The organism is Phaeobacter piscinae, from assembly GCF_002407245.1.
In the GTDB taxonomy this organism is placed as follows: Bacteria; Pseudomonadota; Alphaproteobacteria; order Rhodobacterales; family Rhodobacteraceae; genus Phaeobacter; species Phaeobacter piscinae.
The window spans coordinates 2,383,338-2,398,903 of sequence record NZ_CP010681.1 but is presented as its reverse complement, the minus strand read 5'-3'; the positions used below and the strand labels follow the sequence as shown (position 1 = coordinate 2,398,903).

General features: G+C 61.1%; 18 protein-coding genes. 7 read left to right on the top strand and 11 right to left on the bottom strand.

Going from position 1 to position 15,566, the window contains the following annotated elements; genetic code table 11:
• Positions 1 to 4: 4 nt before the first annotated feature.
• On the top strand, positions 5 to 823 hold the full coding sequence (locus phaeop14_RS11275) for a lipase family protein (RefSeq protein WP_096789578.1): 819 nt from the start codon (positions 5 to 7) through the stop codon (positions 821 to 823).
• Complete coding sequence (locus phaeop14_RS11270; RefSeq protein WP_096789577.1) at positions 820 to 1,968, top strand: alpha-D-ribose 1-methylphosphonate 5-triphosphate diphosphatase; 1,149 nt, start codon at positions 820 to 822, stop codon at positions 1,966 to 1,968. The genes phaeop14_RS11275 and phaeop14_RS11270 overlap by 4 nt, the downstream gene beginning before the upstream one ends.
• Before the next feature lie 179 nt (positions 1,969 to 2,147).
• Here phaeop14_RS11270 and phaeop14_RS11265 read toward each other — a convergent pair whose 3' ends face one another.
• From phaeop14_RS11265 to phaeop14_RS11255, 3 genes are all read right to left on the bottom strand, one after another.
• Positions 2,148 to 3,236: a 5-(carboxyamino)imidazole ribonucleotide synthase gene (locus tag phaeop14_RS11265; protein ID WP_096789576.1), complete on the bottom strand. Its 1,089-nt coding sequence runs from the start codon at positions 3,234 to 3,236 to the stop codon at positions 2,148 to 2,150.
• Positions 3,229 to 3,729: a 5-(carboxyamino)imidazole ribonucleotide mutase gene (purE, locus tag phaeop14_RS11260; protein ID WP_040180236.1), complete on the bottom strand. Its 501-nt coding sequence runs from the start codon at positions 3,727 to 3,729 to the stop codon at positions 3,229 to 3,231. The genes phaeop14_RS11265 and purE overlap by 8 nt, the downstream gene beginning before the upstream one ends.
• Before the next feature lie 129 nt (positions 3,730 to 3,858).
• Positions 3,859 to 4,083: a YdcH family protein gene (locus tag phaeop14_RS11255; RefSeq protein ID WP_014875389.1), complete on the bottom strand. Its 225-nt coding sequence runs from the start codon at positions 4,081 to 4,083 to the stop codon at positions 3,859 to 3,861.
• Positions 4,084 to 4,261: 178 nt separating this feature from the next.
• On the opposite strand from phaeop14_RS11255, the gene phaeop14_RS11250 reads away from it, so the two are divergent.
• The 4 genes from phaeop14_RS11250 to phaeop14_RS11235 all read left to right on the top strand — a co-directional run bounded on the left by phaeop14_RS11250 (position 4,262) and on the right by phaeop14_RS11235 (position 6,915).
• Positions 4,262 to 4,675: an Hsp20 family protein gene (locus tag phaeop14_RS11250; RefSeq protein WP_024096385.1), complete on the top strand. Its 414-nt coding sequence runs from the start codon at positions 4,262 to 4,264 to the stop codon at positions 4,673 to 4,675.
• 5 nt (positions 4,676 to 4,680) lie between these two features.
• Positions 4,681 to 4,905 (top strand): DUF1150 family protein, encoded by a 225-nt coding sequence (locus phaeop14_RS11245; RefSeq protein ID WP_040173931.1) that lies wholly within the window; start codon positions 4,681 to 4,683, stop codon positions 4,903 to 4,905.
• 249 nt (positions 4,906 to 5,154) lie between these two features.
• Positions 5,155 to 6,036, top strand: coding sequence for a PhzF family phenazine biosynthesis protein (locus phaeop14_RS11240; RefSeq protein ID WP_096789575.1), 882 nt, complete (start codon positions 5,155 to 5,157; stop codon positions 6,034 to 6,036).
• Positions 6,037 to 6,054: 18 nt separating this feature from the next.
• On the top strand, positions 6,055 to 6,915 hold the full coding sequence (locus phaeop14_RS11235) for a hypothetical protein (protein ID WP_096789574.1): 861 nt from the start codon (positions 6,055 to 6,057) through the stop codon (positions 6,913 to 6,915).
• Between the two features lie 72 nt (positions 6,916 to 6,987).
• On the opposite strand, the gene phaeop14_RS11230 is transcribed toward phaeop14_RS11235, so the two are convergent.
• The 3 genes from phaeop14_RS11230 to trxB form a co-directional block, all read right to left on the bottom strand.
• Positions 6,988 to 9,063: a bifunctional sulfate adenylyltransferase/adenylylsulfate kinase gene (locus tag phaeop14_RS11230; protein WP_040173937.1), complete on the bottom strand. Its 2,076-nt coding sequence runs from the start codon at positions 9,061 to 9,063 to the stop codon at positions 6,988 to 6,990.
• Between the two features lie 183 nt (positions 9,064 to 9,246).
• The gene (locus phaeop14_RS11225; RefSeq protein ID WP_040180342.1) at positions 9,247 to 9,582 is read right to left on the bottom strand and encodes a ribonuclease E inhibitor RraB; all 336 of its coding nucleotides are present in this window, start codon (positions 9,580 to 9,582) and stop codon (positions 9,247 to 9,249) included.
• Between the two features lie 5 nt (positions 9,583 to 9,587).
• Positions 9,588 to 10,529: a thioredoxin-disulfide reductase gene (gene trxB / locus phaeop14_RS11220; RefSeq protein WP_040180234.1), complete on the bottom strand. Its 942-nt coding sequence runs from the start codon at positions 10,527 to 10,529 to the stop codon at positions 9,588 to 9,590.
• Positions 10,530 to 10,771: 242 nt separating this feature from the next.
• On the opposite strand from trxB, the gene phaeop14_RS11215 reads away from it, so the two are divergent.
• On the top strand, positions 10,772 to 11,272 hold the full coding sequence (locus tag phaeop14_RS11215) for an Lrp/AsnC family transcriptional regulator (protein WP_024096392.1): 501 nt from the start codon (positions 10,772 to 10,774) through the stop codon (positions 11,270 to 11,272).
• Positions 11,273 to 11,370: 98 nt separating this feature from the next.
• Here the strand turns inward: phaeop14_RS11215 and phaeop14_RS11210 are convergent, their stop codons facing one another.
• From phaeop14_RS11210 to lgt, 5 genes are all read right to left on the bottom strand, one after another.
• Positions 11,371 to 12,147 carry a Hint domain-containing protein gene (locus phaeop14_RS11210; RefSeq protein ID WP_096789573.1) on the bottom strand — a complete coding sequence of 259 codons (777 nt, stop codon included), beginning with the start codon at positions 12,145 to 12,147 and terminating at the stop codon, positions 11,371 to 11,373.
• 249 nt (positions 12,148 to 12,396) lie between these two features.
• Positions 12,397 to 12,549 (bottom strand): hypothetical protein, encoded by a 153-nt coding sequence (locus phaeop14_RS19750; protein WP_165587462.1) that lies wholly within the window; start codon positions 12,547 to 12,549, stop codon positions 12,397 to 12,399.
• 205 nt (positions 12,550 to 12,754) lie between these two features.
• On the bottom strand, positions 12,755 to 13,522 hold the full coding sequence (pgeF, locus tag phaeop14_RS11205; RefSeq protein WP_040180232.1) for a peptidoglycan editing factor PgeF: 768 nt from the start codon (positions 13,520 to 13,522) through the stop codon (positions 12,755 to 12,757).
• Positions 13,519 to 14,586, bottom strand: a complete 1,068-nt coding sequence (locus phaeop14_RS11200) for a class I SAM-dependent methyltransferase (protein WP_096789572.1) — start codon at positions 14,584 to 14,586, stop codon at positions 13,519 to 13,521. Before phaeop14_RS11200 ends, pgeF begins: the two co-directional genes overlap by 4 nt.
• Entirely contained in the window at positions 14,583 to 15,485 is a 903-nt protein-coding gene (gene lgt / locus phaeop14_RS11195; protein ID WP_096789571.1) for a prolipoprotein diacylglyceryl transferase, read from the bottom strand. The genes phaeop14_RS11200 and lgt overlap by 4 nt, the downstream gene beginning before the upstream one ends.
• Positions 15,486 to 15,566 lie beyond the last annotated feature (81 nt).

Genomic DNA, 15,566 nt, shown 5'->3' with positions numbered 1-15,566 from the left:
CACCATGATCCGTTCTTTTATCCCCTCTGCGCTGACGGGCGCGGTTTTGTGTTTCTCCGCAGCCATGGCGCGCGCGGATTGCGCCATTCTGCTGCATGGGCTGGCGCGCAGTGAAATCTCGCTGGCGGTGATGGGGCAGGTGCTTGAGGCGCGCGGTGTCCACGTCGTTATCCCCGGCTACCCTTCGACTGACAAAGCGGTGGCGGATCTTGCGGCCGAGACGCTGCCCGATGCAGTTGAGCACTGCACAGCCCTCATCTCAGAGGGTGAGCGTATCCATTTTGTCACCCATTCCATGGGAGCCATCCTGCTGCGTCACTGGCTTCAGAGCCACCGACCGGACGCGTTGGGTCGCACGGTCATGCTGGCTCCGCCCAACCACGGCAGTGAGCTGGTGGATGAGTTGGGCGATTGGGAGGTGTTTGGCCTTCTGAACGGCCCCGCTGGCCTGCAGCTGGGGACGGATGCGGACAGCCTGCCCAGCCAGTTGCCACCGGCCAGTTTCCCCGTTGGTGTGATTGCCGGCGATCTGTCGCTTAATCCGATTTTCTCTGCGATCATACCGGGAGCAGATGATGGCAAAGTCTCCGTGGAGAGCACCTATCTGGAGGGGATGGTAGATCACATCGTGCTGCCCGTCACCCATACGTTTATGATGAACAACCCTCAGGTTATCGCGCAGGCGCTGCATTTCCTCGACGCCGGGCGCTTTGATCCGGATATCACGTGGCTCGACTCTATCACGGGACAGATTGAGGAGGCCTGCGCGCAAGGCCGGTGCAGTGATGATGGAAATCAGCCGCAAGGGGAGGCACAGCCATGAGCGCGCTCGAACTGACATTGACCGGGGCAGATGTGCTGCGCCCGGACGGCTTGGAATGCGGTGGCGAGTTGACCTTCGCAGGAGGTGAGATCCAGACAGCGCGCGCCGGGCGGGCGATTGATCTGTCAGGCTACCGTATATTGCCCGGCATCGTGGATTTGCACGGCGACGGATTTGAACGTCATCTGGCGCCGCGTCGTGGCGCGATGAAGCAGATGACCGAGGGCGTGATTGCCGCCGAGGCGGAACTGGCCGCCAATGGCATCACCACGGCTGTGCTGGCGCAGTTTTATTCCTGGGAAGGTGGGCTGCGTGGCCCGGACTTTGCGGGCCAGGTGTTTGAGGGGATCAAAGCGGCTCGGTCCCGGGTGGTGACAGACCTGGTTCCACAACTGCGGTTCGAAATCCATCTGCTGGATGCCTATGATGAGCTGCCCTCTCAGATCGCGCGGTGGCAGGTGCCTTATGTGGTGTTCAACGACCATTTGCCGCATGACCGGCTGGCACAGGGGAAAAAACCGCCGCGTCTGACTGGGCAGGCGCTGAAAGCGGGGCGCAATCCGGACGTTCATTGGCAGATGCTGAAGGATATGCATGCCCGCAGACCGGAGGTGCCCGCCGCACTTGATAAGCTGGCTGCGACGCTGGGCGCTGCAGGGGTCCGCCTTGGCAGCCATGATGACCATAGCGCCGGGGACCGCATCACGTGGCGCGATCGCGGTGCGCGGATTTCGGAATTCCCGGAAACGATGGCGGCCGCAGAGACGGCCAAAGCCGCAGGCGATGCTGTTATCCTTGGCTCACCCAATGTGGTGCGGGGCGGCTCGCATAAGGGCAATGCCTCAGCGCTGGACCTTATTACCATGGGGCTGTGCGATGCGCTTGCGTCGGATTACCACTATCCCAGCCCGCGCCGGGCCGCGCTGATGCTGGAGCGTTCCGGCCTGCTGGATATCGCAGGCGCCTGGCGGTTGGTGTCGGAGGGGCCCGCGAAGATCCTCGGGCTTGAGGATCGGGGGCGCCTGGCGGCAGGGCTGCGCGCTGATCTGGTGATCCTTGACGCTGACGATCAGATCGCGGCGACTTTTTCAGGCGGTCGGGTCAGCTATATGAGCGGCGATGTGGCCGCCCGTTTTCTCATCTGACTGCAGCAGCACTACAGCAGGCAAGGGCGCGGCGCTGCCCATCAAGCCGGATGGCCCTCTGCGCAGCGCGTAAAACCGGCGGGGCCGCTTTTACTGCCCCGGTCGCCGCTACCGGGGCATCTTCTGGCTGAAAATATCCCGGGGTTTGGGGAAGCGTCCTAAGATTTCAGCCCCGCATCTCAGGTCTGCGGTTTTTGCACCCGGTTCACGTGGCCCATTTTGCGGCCCGGCGTTGCCTCGGTCTTGCCGTAGAGGTGGAGAGCGCAGTCGGCCTCTTTTGCCAGTTCGGGCACCCGGTCCATATCGGCGCCGATCAGATTTTCCATCACAACGTCGCTATGCCGCTGCCCGTCGCCAAGACTCCAGCCCGCAACCGCACGGATATGCTGCTCGAACTGATCAATGGCGCAGCCGTTCTGGGTCCAATGGCCGGAGTTATGGACGCGCGGGGCGATCTCGTTCACGATCAACCCCTGAGGTGTGACGAACAACTCGACCCCAAGAACACCGACATATTCGAGTGCATTCAGGATTTTGCCTGCCATCAGCACCGCATCCATGCGCTGCCCTGCACTGAGGCGGGCAGGAACGGTTGTGGTATGCAGGATACCGTCGCGGTGGATGTTCTCACCGGGATCAAAACAGGCGATTTCACCGCTGACGCCCCGGGCTGCAATGACTGAAACCTCATGGCTGAAATTCACGAACCCTTCAAGGATCGAGGGCGCGCCTGCCATGGCAGCCAGCGCCTCGGCCGCGTCTTCAGGCGTTTTGATGCGGGCTTGCCCCTTGCCGTCATAACCAAAACGGCGGGTCTTCAGGATCGACGGGGCGCCGATCTGAGTCAGCGCCGCGTCGAGACTGGCCTGATCTGAGATATCGGCAAAAGCGGCAGTTTGCAGGCCCAGACCCTGCAGAAAGGCCTTCTCGGTCAGGCGATCCTGACTGATGCGCAGTGCCTCGCGGCCAGGGCGGATCGGCTTCAGTGTTTCCAGCAGATCAAGGGCCGAGGTCGGGATGTTTTCAAACTCATAGGTGATCACATCGACTGAGGTGGCGAAGGCGGCCAGTGCTTCGGCGTCTTCGTAGCTGGCAGTTGTGACCTGGTCGGCAACATGGGCTGCGGGCGGCTTGGCGCTTGGCTCAAAGATATGTGTTCTGAACCCGAGGCGCGAGGCCGCGACCGAGAGCATCCGCCCCAACTGACCCCCACCGAGTATGCCGATAATAGCACCGGGTTTCAGAGCGTTTTCAGACAGGTCAGTCATCGACAGGTTCCTCTGGGATGGAGGCAGAGAGGGCAGCGCGCCAGTCGTCGAGGCGTTGGGCGAGATCTGCGTCCTGCAGTGCCAGAATACCAGCAGCCATCAGGCCTGCATTGGCCGCCCCGGCGGCACCGATGGCCATGGTGGCCACGGGAAACCCCTTGGGCATCTGCACGATGGAATAGAGCGAATCGACACCGGAGAGGGCGCGGGTCTGGACCGGCACACCAACCACAGGCACGCGGGTTTTTGAGGCGACCATGCCGGGCAGGTGGGCGGCACCACCGGCGCCAGCGATAATCACCTGCAAGCCGCGGTCGGCAGCGGATTTGCCGTAGCTCCACAGCCGGTCGGGGGTCCGGTGGGCTGAGACGATCTTTGCCTCATAGGGAACGCCCAGGTCATCCAGGAGGGTGGCGGCCTCTTTCATAGTGGGCCAATCCGACTGGCTGCCCATGATGATGCCCACTTTAATGTCGGCGGTGTGCTCTGGCATAGGCTCAGATCCTGTCATGCCGCGGGCCTGCGAACCCGCTGGGTTGGAGGAAGCGCGCACTATAGAGAACCCTGTGCATCACGCAATGCGGCAATGAACCCTGTGGGGCGCAGTGTTTGGAGGTCGGGATCAGGCGATGATATCCGGTGTTAGCCGGTCTTCGATCAGCGCGATCTTGTCCTTCAGGATCAGCTTCTGCTTCTTCAGTCGCTGAATGGTCAGCTGATCGCTGGTGCCACGGTCCTGCAGGGCGGTGATTGCCTCATCCAGATCGCGGTGTTGCCTGCGAAACACCTCCAGCTCCACCTGTAAAACATCGTCGGTTTTCATGGAGATATCGGTTGGTGCGTTCATTGGCGACTCGGCTTCTGGCGGGTTAAGACTTAGCGAATATTACGCTTTTAGGGGCTTTTGCGCCAGCGCTGCTGTGCCTTGGGCTTGTGAAAACGCATAAAACACCCATATTCTTAGGAAAGCGGTCGCCATAATGGGGCCGCCACCATACGTCGCTTTAGAATCAAGGACGAAACCTGTGTCTAAACTCACACTCGGCTCGTATCCGCATATGTTGGGATTTGAGCAATTGGAACGCCTTCTGGAACGCTCGGCCAAATCCGGGAATGAAGGCTACCCCCCTTACAATATTGAACAAACCTCGGATCATTCCTATCGCATCACGCTGGCCGTGGCCGGTTTCGGCGAGGCCGATCTGGCGATCACCGTGGAGGACCGGCAATTGGTCATCCGGGGTCGGCAGAGTGATGACAGCGATGGTCGTGTGTTTTTGCACCGGGGTATTGCCGCGCGCCAATTTCAGCGCATGTTTGTATTGGCGGATGGTGTCGAAGTTGGCGAGGCGGTCATGGAAAACGGACTGCTGCACGTCGATCTGACCCGGGCGCGACCGGAGACTGTGGTTCAGACAATCAACATCAAGAAGGGGTAAGACAGATGCACACAGCCTACCAGTTCAACGATGCAGACAGCCGCATTGTCTATGTAAAGGCCGTCGATGTGGCCGATCTCCCTGCTGAGGTTCAGGCCGGTGCCAACGGGCGCACACAGCTTTATGCAGTGCATGATGCGGCGGGGGAGCAGTTGGCGCTGGTCAGTGACCGCAAAATGGCCTTTGTGCTGGCGCGGCAACACGATTATGCACCGGTGCCTGTGCACTGACATCATCGCTGAGGGGCAGGGGGCGAGAGCGGTATCGCTGTTGCCAATCTTGTCGCAGCTCATCGGTCGGGCGCCCTCGTGGCGCCCTTTTTCATGCCTGTAAAGGCACTCGGGTCTGATGATAGTGCCAGAAATCAAGACGTTCTCATCAGCGGCGCTATATCGGAAGCTCCAGGCAAATGCCCCTTGCGATACGGCCATTGGCGTGGTCTTGCTTGGAGGTGACGGGATTGATTGCGGGAGGGATCGATGCGCTACGATTTCGATTGGGTTGATGCGTTTTCGGCGCGGGCCTTTGGCGGCAATGGCTGTGCGGTCGTGCACGGTGGTGCGGAGCTGAGCGATGAGACCTGCATGGCGTATGTGCGGGAAACCTCTCTGGTGGAATGCACGTTCACCGGACCATCTGAGGTGGCCGATGTGCGGGTGCGCTATTTTCTGGCCAGCCGGGAGATCCCCTTTGCGGGCCATCCGACCATCGCGACTGTTGCAGCGCTGCGAGACCGCGGGCTGATGACCGGGGATGCGATCACATTGGAAACAGGTGCCGGGCTGGTTCGGGTCACCATTGTCGATGATCTCATAGAAATGACGCAGGTCGCGCCTGAGTTCGGCGGCTTTGCCGATCCGGAGCTGGTGGCGGCGGCGGTTTCTTTGCCGGTGGATGCAATTGTCGGGCAACCACAACGAGTATCCACCGGATTGCCCTTCTGCATAACAGTGCTGCGCGACCGGGCCTCTCTGGAGGCGGCGCAGCTGAACATCCCGGCGCTCACCCGATTGGGGGAGACGATGGGCGCCGAGGGCGTCGACATGATGGAGCCATTTCTGGTGACCCTTGAGGGCGCCACGGCGGAGGGAGATACGTTTTCACGGCTGCTGATGGCGCCGCCCAGTCCGCCAGAGGATCCGTTCACCGGCTCGGCAACCGGGGCGATGGCAGCCTACCTGTGGCGTCACGGGCTGATGGAGCCCGATCACTTCATCGCGGAGCAGGGGCATGGGCTGGGGCGGCCGGGGCAGGCCGTTGTAACCCGGGTGGGTCCGGCAGAGGCACCCAGCGGTATCCGGGTTGCGGGGCGGGGCTATGTGCTGATGTGTGGCACTGTCGATTTGCCTGACGCCAGCTGACAGAGAGGCCGGAACCTGATGCGGGAACCTGCGATTGCGGTTGTGCCTTACGGGGCCAGACTGAGCCGCAACTTTGCCAGCCGTGACCTCTCCACTTTGCATTGGCCGCTCGGCTGCCCTGAGGCGCTGGGCGGCGGGCAGGTCGCAGACTTGACAGCGCGGGACCACCTGATCGTCTGGGCCAAAACGGCCATGTATTTCCAGCCGCGCTGGCCCTGTGCTGCGCAGATTTCGATGATGGTTATGGAGCCAAAGATCATGTCGGCGCTGCATCATCGACTGTTGCCCTGGACGTGCCGCCGGTTTTTCCGGGTGTTCAGCTATGACGATGATCTGCTGGGCCGGATCGGCAATGGGGTGTTCCTGCCGTTTGGGACCACCTGGGTGCCGGAGTGGCGGGATCTGACCGTGGAGAAATGCGCGGATCTTTCGGTTATCGCCTCTGCCAAACGCGATCATCCCGGTCATAAGCTCCGCCATGAGATAGTCGCGCATCTGCAAAGCACAAAGCCTGAAGCCGCCATTCTGGGGCGCGGATACCAGCCCTTTGAGGCAAAGTCCGACGGGCTGGCGCCTTATCGGTACAGCGTGGTGATCGAGAATGTGCGTGAGCGGAATTACTTCTCCGAAAAACTCATTGATGCGATCCTGTGCGAAACGGTGCCGATCTATTGGGGGTGCCCGAATATCAGCGATTTCCTTGATCCGACCGGCATGATGGTCTGCGCCTCGGCGGAGGAGCTGCGCGCTGCCATCTCAATGATTTCAGAAGGGGACTATGCCGCGCGGCTGCCAGCGCTTCGGGCGATCAAGTCTGAGGCTGCACGCTATGGAGAGATCGAGCGGCGCGCGGCGGAGGCGCTGGTAACGAACCTCTGAGACAGCTTTAGCGCAAAAGAGAAAGGCCGCCCGGAAAGGCGGCCTTGGTCGTGTTTTGCTCGGGGCGGGCGATCAGCCTGCAATCAGCCCCATGTTTTCCAGCTTCAGCAGCACCTGATGGGCGCAGTTGTCCACGTCGACATTCTCGGTCTCGACGCGCAGCTCGGGATCTGTCGGCACATCATAGGGGTCGGAGATCCCGGTGAATTCCTTGATCTTACCTTCGCGTGCCAGCTTGTAGAGACCTTTGCGGTCGCGGCGCTCACATTCCTCGATCGAGGTGGCAACATGCACCTCAAGAAAGGCGCCAAACTGTTCCACATCCTCGCGCACGGCGCGGCGGGTGGTGGCATAGGGCGCGATCGGCGCGCAGATGGCGATGCCGCCGTTCTTGGTGATCTCGGACGCCACATAGCCGATACGGCGGATGTTGAGGTCGCGGTGCTCTTTGGAGAAACCAAGCTCGGAAGACAGGTTTTTCCGCACGATATCGCCATCCAGAAGGGTGACGGGGCGGCCGCCCATTTCCATCAGCTTGACCATCAGCGCGTTGGCAATGGTGGACTTGCCGGAGCCGGAGAAGCCGGTGAAGAACACGGTGAAACCCTGCTTGGAGCGTGGCGGCTTGGTCTTGCGCAGCTCATTCACCACCTCAGGGAAGGAGAACCACTCAGGGATTTCCAATCCTTCGGCCAGACGGCGGCGCAGTTCTGTGCCAGAGATATTTAGGATGGTGACGTTGTCGCGATCTTCGATCTCGTCATTCGGCTCATACTGGGCGCGCTCCTGCACATAGACCATATGCTTGAAGTCGACCATTTCGATGCCGATTTCTTCCTGATGCTCACGGAACAGGTCCTGCGCGTCATAGGCGCCGTAGAAATCCTCACCGGCGGAGTTCTTGCCGGGGCCTGCGTGATCACGACCAACGATGAAATGGGTGCAGCCGTGGTTTTTGCGGATCAACCCGTGCCAGACCGCCTCGCGCGGGCCCGCCATGCGCATTGCCAGATTGAGCAGCGACATGGAGGTGGTGGCCGCCGGGTATTTGTCCAGCACCGCCTCATAGCAGCGCACGCGGGTGAAGTGATCAACATCGCCGGGTTTGGTCATGCCAACGACCGGGTGGATCAGCAGGTTGGCCTGAGCCTCACGCGCGGCGCGGAAGGTCAGTTCCTGATGCGCACGGTGCAGCGGGTTGCGGGTCTGGAAGGCCACGATACGGCGCCAGCCCAGCTTGCGGAAATAGGCGCGCAGCTCGTTCGGGGTGTCACGACGGCCACGGAAATCATAGTGAACAGGCTGCTGGATGCCGGTCACGGGACCACCGAGATAGATCTTACCTGCGGTGTTGTGCAGATAGTTTACCGCCGGATGGGCGTCGTCATCGGCGCCAAAAACCTTCTCGGCTTCGTGCGATTTATTCGGCTCCCAGCGGTCGGTTACAGTCATGGTGCCGAGGATCACACCTTCCTGATCGCGCAATGCGATATCCTCGCCAATCTCCAGCGAGGCGGCGAAGTCCTCAGAGACATCCAGCGTGATCGGCATCGGCCAGAGGGTACCATCGGCCAGCCGCATGGTATCGACGACGCTGTTGTAGTCTTCTTCGTTCAGAAAACCCTTCAGCGGGTTGAAACCACCGTTCATCAGCAGTTCCAAATCGCAGATCTGGCGCGGGCTCAGGTCGTGGCTTTTCAGCTCTGCGGCTTCGACCTTCAGCTTTTGTGCGGAGTCATAGGAGACGTAAAGCTCCGGGATGGGGGCAAGGTTATTTTGCATCAACTTGGTCCTGTACTTAAATGGGACGAGGCCACTGGTGGTTCCGGTGAGTTCCGCATGCAGCGCGTCATATTCGGCGAACTTGCGGGTGAGAAATTGATCGGTGAGCCGGATCTTCTCGGCGGCACCGCGGGTGGTGAGGGCATAGGCAAAGCGTTGGCGTTTATCAGGGCCGGCGCGTTCGCTGACCTTGACAAGCCCCGCCTCGGCAGCTGCACGCAGCTGCGCATTGAGCCGACCCAGAGAGATGCCCACAGCCGCCGCCGTTGCCCGCTGCGAGGCGTCAGGCGCCTTGTCGAGCTGGCTGAGGATGCGAAAGAGCAGGTCTTCCTCCTCATGGCTGAGAGATGCTGATACGGGTGGCATTGTCCGACTCAAAGTGTGTTCACGCGTGAACGCATCTCATGTTTTGCAGTCGCAGCAAAGGCCAAACCACTGCGCTGTTAGTGAAAAAGACCGCCGTTCCCAAATTGCAACGCAAGTGGAACGGACGGTCCTGTGAAATCCCTGCTCGGGAACAGAAATTTGAAGTCTAGGGCGGCGGGGGAGTTAACCCTCTGCAAACCCCCAGCCATCGGGCTGAAAGCCGTGGTCGATCGCAACGCGGGTTGCCACCTCTTCGACCATCCAGATCGCGGAGGCTGACAGGATCTGATCCGGCATTGTCGCAATGAGCGTTGCAGGTTCGTCGCCCTCTGCCTCGGCCCATTGGGTATGAAACCCCAGATCGGCCAGCGCTTCGGCCAGCGGCATCCACTCTTTGTCGGCCTTGCCAGGCACAAAGAACAGGTCCAGATCGGCCTCAAACGGCAGATCGCCCTCGGCTTGCAGATCTGAGAAGGCCGAGAATGTCTCGGCCCTCTGGCTGTTGAAATCATGCGCCACGGCGCTCACTCCTGTTCTGCCAGAAAGCGTTCGGCATCCAACGCGGCCATGCAGCCCATACCAGCGGAAGTGACAGCCTGGCGATATTTGTGGTCGGTCAGGTCACCAGCGGCAAAAATACCGGGAATAGATGTTTCGGTGGTGCCGGGGGTCACCTTCACATAGCCACCGTTGTGGGTTTCCAGCACATCCTTTACCAGCTCGGTCGCCGGGGCGTGGCCAATCGCGACAAAAACGCCCTTGCAAGGGATCTCGGTGATCTCGTCGGTTTTGACGTTCTTCACCCGTACCGCTTCAACGCCCAGCGGGTTCTCGGTGCCGACCACTTCTTCCAACTGATGGAACCACAGCGGCTCGATCTTCGGGTTTTTCATCAGGCGGTCTTGCAGGATCTTTTCCGCGCGCAGCTCATCCCGGCGGTGAATCAGCGTCACCTTGGAGGCGAAATTGGTCAGGAACAGCGCCTCTTCCACGGCGGTGTTGCCACCACCGATCACGACGATTTCCTGACCGCGATAGAAGAACCCATCGCAGGTGGCGCAGGCGGAGACGCCGAAGCCCTTGAATTTCTCCTCAGAGGGCAGGCCCAGCCATTTTGCGCGCGCGCCGGTCGCGAGGATCACCGCATCCGCTGTATAGTTAGTGCCGCTGTCACCCTTGGCCACGAACGGGCGCGAGGTGGTGTCGAGGTCGGTGATGATGTCCCCGATGATCTCACAACCCATCGCCTTGGCGTGGTCTTGCATCCGCACCATCAGATCCGGGCCCTGAACCTCGGTATCACCAGGCCAGTTCTCGACCTCGGTGGTGGTGGTCAGCTGGCCACCCGGCTCGATACCCTGAACCAGGATCGGTTCCAGCATGGCGCGGCTGGCATAGACACCGGCAGTATAGCCTGCCGGGCCGGACCCGATGATCAGAACCTTGGTGTGGCGCGTGTCGCTCATCTCATTTCCCCAGTAGATGAATAGGGCGGTCTTGCCGCCGTCAGGCAATGCATATAACTGCACCCGGCGGCGTCTTAAAGCCCTGGCTTGGGCGAAGATGGGCGGTCCTGACCTTAGCGGTTTTACTAAGATGCTGAGGTTTCATCTTATCATTGGCAAATATTGTTGCGCGCAACTGAAATAATATTGCGTGCGCTTTGGATGCTGGTATAACAAACGGAAATTTCAACAGGAGCTTCCAGATGGTCACAACACGCCTTGATCCGATTGATCGCAAGATTTTGTCGGAATTGCAGGCCGACGGTCGCATGACCAATGTTGAGCTGGCCAAGCGTGTCGGTATTTCCGCACCACCCTGCCTGCGCCGTGTGCGCTCGCTTGAGGAGGCGGGGTTGATCCGGGGCTATCACGCTGAAGTCAATGCCCGCGAACTGGGGTTCGAGGTGCAGGTTTTCGCCATGGTGGGGCTGGAGAGTCAGGCCGAGGCCGAGTTGAGCGCATTTGAAGCAAAATGCCGGGAATGGCCGCTGGTGCGGGAGTGCCACATGCTGAACGGTGAGGTGGATTTCATCCTGAAATGCGTCTCCCCCGATCTCAGCACCTTCCAGAGCTTTCTGACCAGTGATCTGCTGACCACTCCGAACGTGGCCAGCGTCAAGACATCGCTGGTCATCCGTGGCGCCAAGGATGAGCCGGGTGTGCCATTTGACGTTCTGGAGCAGCGCCTCGCACGTGAGGCCTGATCAAGGCCGATAACCTTGGCTGCGACCCTAAAAAAGGCGCCCCGCGAGCGGGCGCCTTTTGCGTAGGTTTGACCATCCTTGCCGCGCGAAAATGGACCTCAGATCATATCCGGGTCGGAGGGGGCAACACGCGGATAGGCCAGCGGACCAAAGCCTGCAATCGTCTCGACATGGGAAAACAGGTTGAGGTAGAGCGTGCGGATTGCGTGGCTCACCAATTTCAGCGCCTCGGACCCCGGATGATAGGTTTCAAACGGCAAACCGCCGACATTGATCACCGCGTGCCGGGGCAGGCAGATATGGTAGAGATCTACTGCCGTCGGGGGCGCGGTTTCCACAATGCTCATACCGTCGTGATACTGCTGTACCGGTACCAGTGCGGCACCGTTTTCCAGCTGAAGACCTGGCAGGGGCGCGCGTTGCAGCAGCCGCGCAGCTGGGCCCGTGACAACCGTTGACATCGGTTTCGCCTCGCCCAGGCTATCGGCAGTGAAGCTGGTCAGCCGATGGCTGCGTCCGTTCTGGCCGCTGCGGGCGGGGATCAGGCTGGTACAGCCTTTCCACACCAGCGGCTGGGCCTCTCCGTCATAGGTCATCAGCTCATCACCCGGCAGCAGATCCTCAATGGCGATAGGGCCTTGGGAGGTCTCAATCAACGAGCCGCGGCAGAAGGCGGTAAAGGCCTCCTCAAATAGCGGTAGCGAAGGCGCCACATGGCGGGTTTCGGCGATGGATCCATTGGGCAACAGGCTGCAGACGTCATAACGGCGCAGCTGGGGCCGCGCGCCGCCGCGCTGGGCGGCTGGATCTTTCAACAGGGCGTTCGCTTCGACCGCATTGGCAGCTGCGCGTCGCAGCGACTGAGGTATGGTCATGGCTAACTTGCCTCTCTCATGACTGTACAGACGTCGACTTTGGCGGCGATGAGCAGAAAGCGCGCCAAAGCCGTTTGATCCCTGCCGGGTGTCCCATCCGCAATACGCACGGTTCGGGGTATGCGCCCAGCAGGGCAGGTAATCGCGGCGGGTCCCGCTTGGGCAGAGGTCGCCGCCTGGCCTGAACATTGGTGGACGATGTCAGGCCGGTATTCATGGTTCCCGGCTTGTTGTGAGCCGGGGTGCAGTTCAGGCGCTTTTGACAGCTGCCTGCTGCGACGGGGTTTGATGACGGCGTTCAATCGCGGTTTGCCGGGTGGCGCCACGGGTCCAGGGCAGGCGGACCTCTTCGGTCTTGGCGGCGGCCACAATGGATTTGATGAAGCGCGATTTCGGTTTCATGAGGCGTCTCCTGTCGGGGCGGGGCAACCTCCTGTCGCCCGCACGCTGTAGTCCCGACCTTTGTCGCCTGCCAATGCGCCAGCAATGTGGCCGATCTGTGGAATTCACCGGAACTTCGCCAGATCTGCGCGCGCTATCACACCATACTCCGGCGCTGTTTTGCACCGGAATTCAATGTCGTGTCACATGATGAAGGCCGCGGTGATTACAGGCGGATACAGGAAATGAGGCGACCATAATCTGCCTCTTTCTGGTGGGTCGCACGGCGGTAGGAGTAGAACCGTTCCGCGTCGGAATAGGTGCAATGACCGGTCCAGGCCGCCTCTGCCACGCCTGCGCTGCGGAGTTTTTGCAGGCCCAGCGATGGCAGGTCAAAGAGATACCGGTCGCCCTCACCATTGGCAAAAAATCGGGCGTTGTCCGCATCCTGCATCATGAAGTCATCAAAGAACTCCGGGCCGACTTCATAGGCGCGCTGCGAGATTGTGGGGCCGATAACCGCGCGGGTGTTTTGACGGCTCGCCCCCAGCTGTTCCATGGCATCCAAGGTGGCTTCCAGAACGCCGTCCAGCGTGCCGCGCCAGCCCGCATGGGCGGCGCCGACCACCTTTGCCTCGGCGTCGTGGAACAGCACCGGCTGGCAGTCAGCGGTCAGGATGGACAGCACCACACCGGGCACATTCGTGACCATCGCGTCGGCCTGAATGTCGCCCTGAATATTGTCTTGTCGCACATCGGAGATGGTCAGGACATTGGCCGAATGCACCTGATTTACCCGGCCGAGCGCCTCCGGCGGTGCGTCCATCGCGGCGGCAGCTCGGGTCCGGTTGATCTGCACGGCTTCCCGCTGATCGGACGAACCAAGCCCGCAGTTCAGCCCCGCAAAGATTCCTGAAGACGCGCCACCGCGACGGGTGAAAAACCCATGTTTGGTGCCATTCAACAAGTCGGAGATGAGAATTTCCAGCGTCATGCGTTCAATCCCGGTGGAGGTGAGGCCTGCATGGGGAAAATCCCCAGCACTTTGAACAGGTTTCCCATTTCCTCAGGGTGCGTCAACCGTCGATGTGCTGCAATCAATGATTGCAGGGCGGTCCCCTCCAGCCGCGCGGCCAGCGTCTGCGCGCGTTCGGTGATGCCCAGACGCTCCAGAAACACGCCCTGAGGGGTCAGTCGGCTATGGCTGCAACCGGCGGCCTTCGCGGTTAGTGCCAGTGCCTCAAAATCAACATGGGTGGTCAGATCGGCGCTGCCGGGGGCGTCCAGCGGATCGCTGGGTGCATGAGCGCGCAAGGCCTGCAGCGTATCGCCCAGGGATCGCCAGTCGCCGTAGTCCACGATCAGCGCGGCGCCGCCGTGGCGCGAAATCCGGGCGGCGATGGTCTGCACCATGGGTTGCGCTGCTTCGCAGAGTTCCACCAGATCATCGTCGCGGGTGTCCTCAAGACGATGCGCCAGCGCCGGTTGCGGTGTCACCGCGCCAAGGCCAAAGCTCAGCATGCCGTCCTGCAGTCCGACGGATTTTTCGCGCCAGCCGTCGCCATCCCGCAGAAATTGACGCACCGGCAGCGCATCGAAGAATTCATTTGCGATCAGAAACAGCGGCTGCTCGGGCAGCGCTGTGATGGTGTCGTGCCAAAGAGGGGCGTAATCGCTCAATGTCTCCGCCTGCCGGGCGCGCAGGGTGGGGGAGGCCTCGAGGAGCGCGATTTGCATGGCGTCGTGGAACCCCGGCACCTGTTTGGTGGCGCGCAGCAGATCCGCCATCAACGTGCCGCGACCGGGGCCAAGCTCGGCCAGAATAAACGGGTTAGGGCTGCCCTGATCCAGCCAGCATTGCGCCAGTGCCAGCCCGATCAGCTCTCCGAACATCTGGCTGATCTCCGGCGCGGTGATGAAATCGCCCGCGCGGCCCAGCGGGTCGCGGGTTGTGTAGTAGCCATAGGTCGGGTGCAGCAGCGCCTCCGCCATGTAGTCCGCAACCGAAATCGGTCCCTCGGCGCGGATGCGAGTCGCTATGTGGTCGCTCAGGCTCATGCGGGGACCTCAGTGGTGGAGCGGCGGCGCAGTACCAACAAGACACCGATAGCAATCATCGGCAAGGACAACAGCTGCCCCATGGTCAGCCCATATCCGCTGATCTCCCAGGCGAGGCCAAGCGGGTTCTCGGCCGTTACGAATTGCGCATCCGGTTGGCGTACAAATTCGACCGCAAATCGCGCTGCACCATAGCCTGCAAGAAACACACCGGTGATCCAGCCGGGCTGGCGCAGCGCGGCGCGCCGGTAGACCAGCCACAGCAGAACCGCGCCGAGGATCAACCCTTCCAGCAGCGCCTCATAAAGTTGCGAGGGGTGGCGCGCGCAGATCTCCCCCAGCGCCTGACCGCAGGACTGCGCTGCGCGCCCCGGAAAGGCCACGCCCCAAGGCAGATCAGTTGCCCGGCCCCAAAGTTCGGCATTGTTGAAATTTGCAAGCCGCCCCAGCAGCAGCCCCGGCGGCACCGTATGGGCCACCAGATCGGCAATCTGCAGACGCGGGATATTGTGGCGCAGCGCGTAAAGCCAAGTCGCCAGAATCACGCCGAGCAGACCGCCATGAAACGCCATGCCACCTTGCCAGATGCGCAGAATTTCGGTGGGGTTCGCAAGGTAATAGCCCGGCTGATAAAACAGCACATAGCCCAGCCGCCCGCCCAGGATGACACCGAGGATGATCCAGGTCAGCAAATCCTCAACCTGTGCCGCTTTCATTGGCGGCTGCGCGCCGGGCCATAGGGCGGGGCGTCGCAGGGCCGCCACCGCAAGCCGCCAGGCAATGACAATGCCGACGATATAGGCCAGCGCATACCAGCGTAGAGCGAATTGGCTGCCAAACAGCTCAATTGTGAAAATTTCCGGGGTCAGATCGGGGAACTGGAGGAAGAATGCATGCATATGCCGTCAATGCCTTTGCAGGGGCTGCAGTGTCAACGGCTTGCCGCCGCCGGTGTTGATGCCCATATAGGGGGCAAGGCA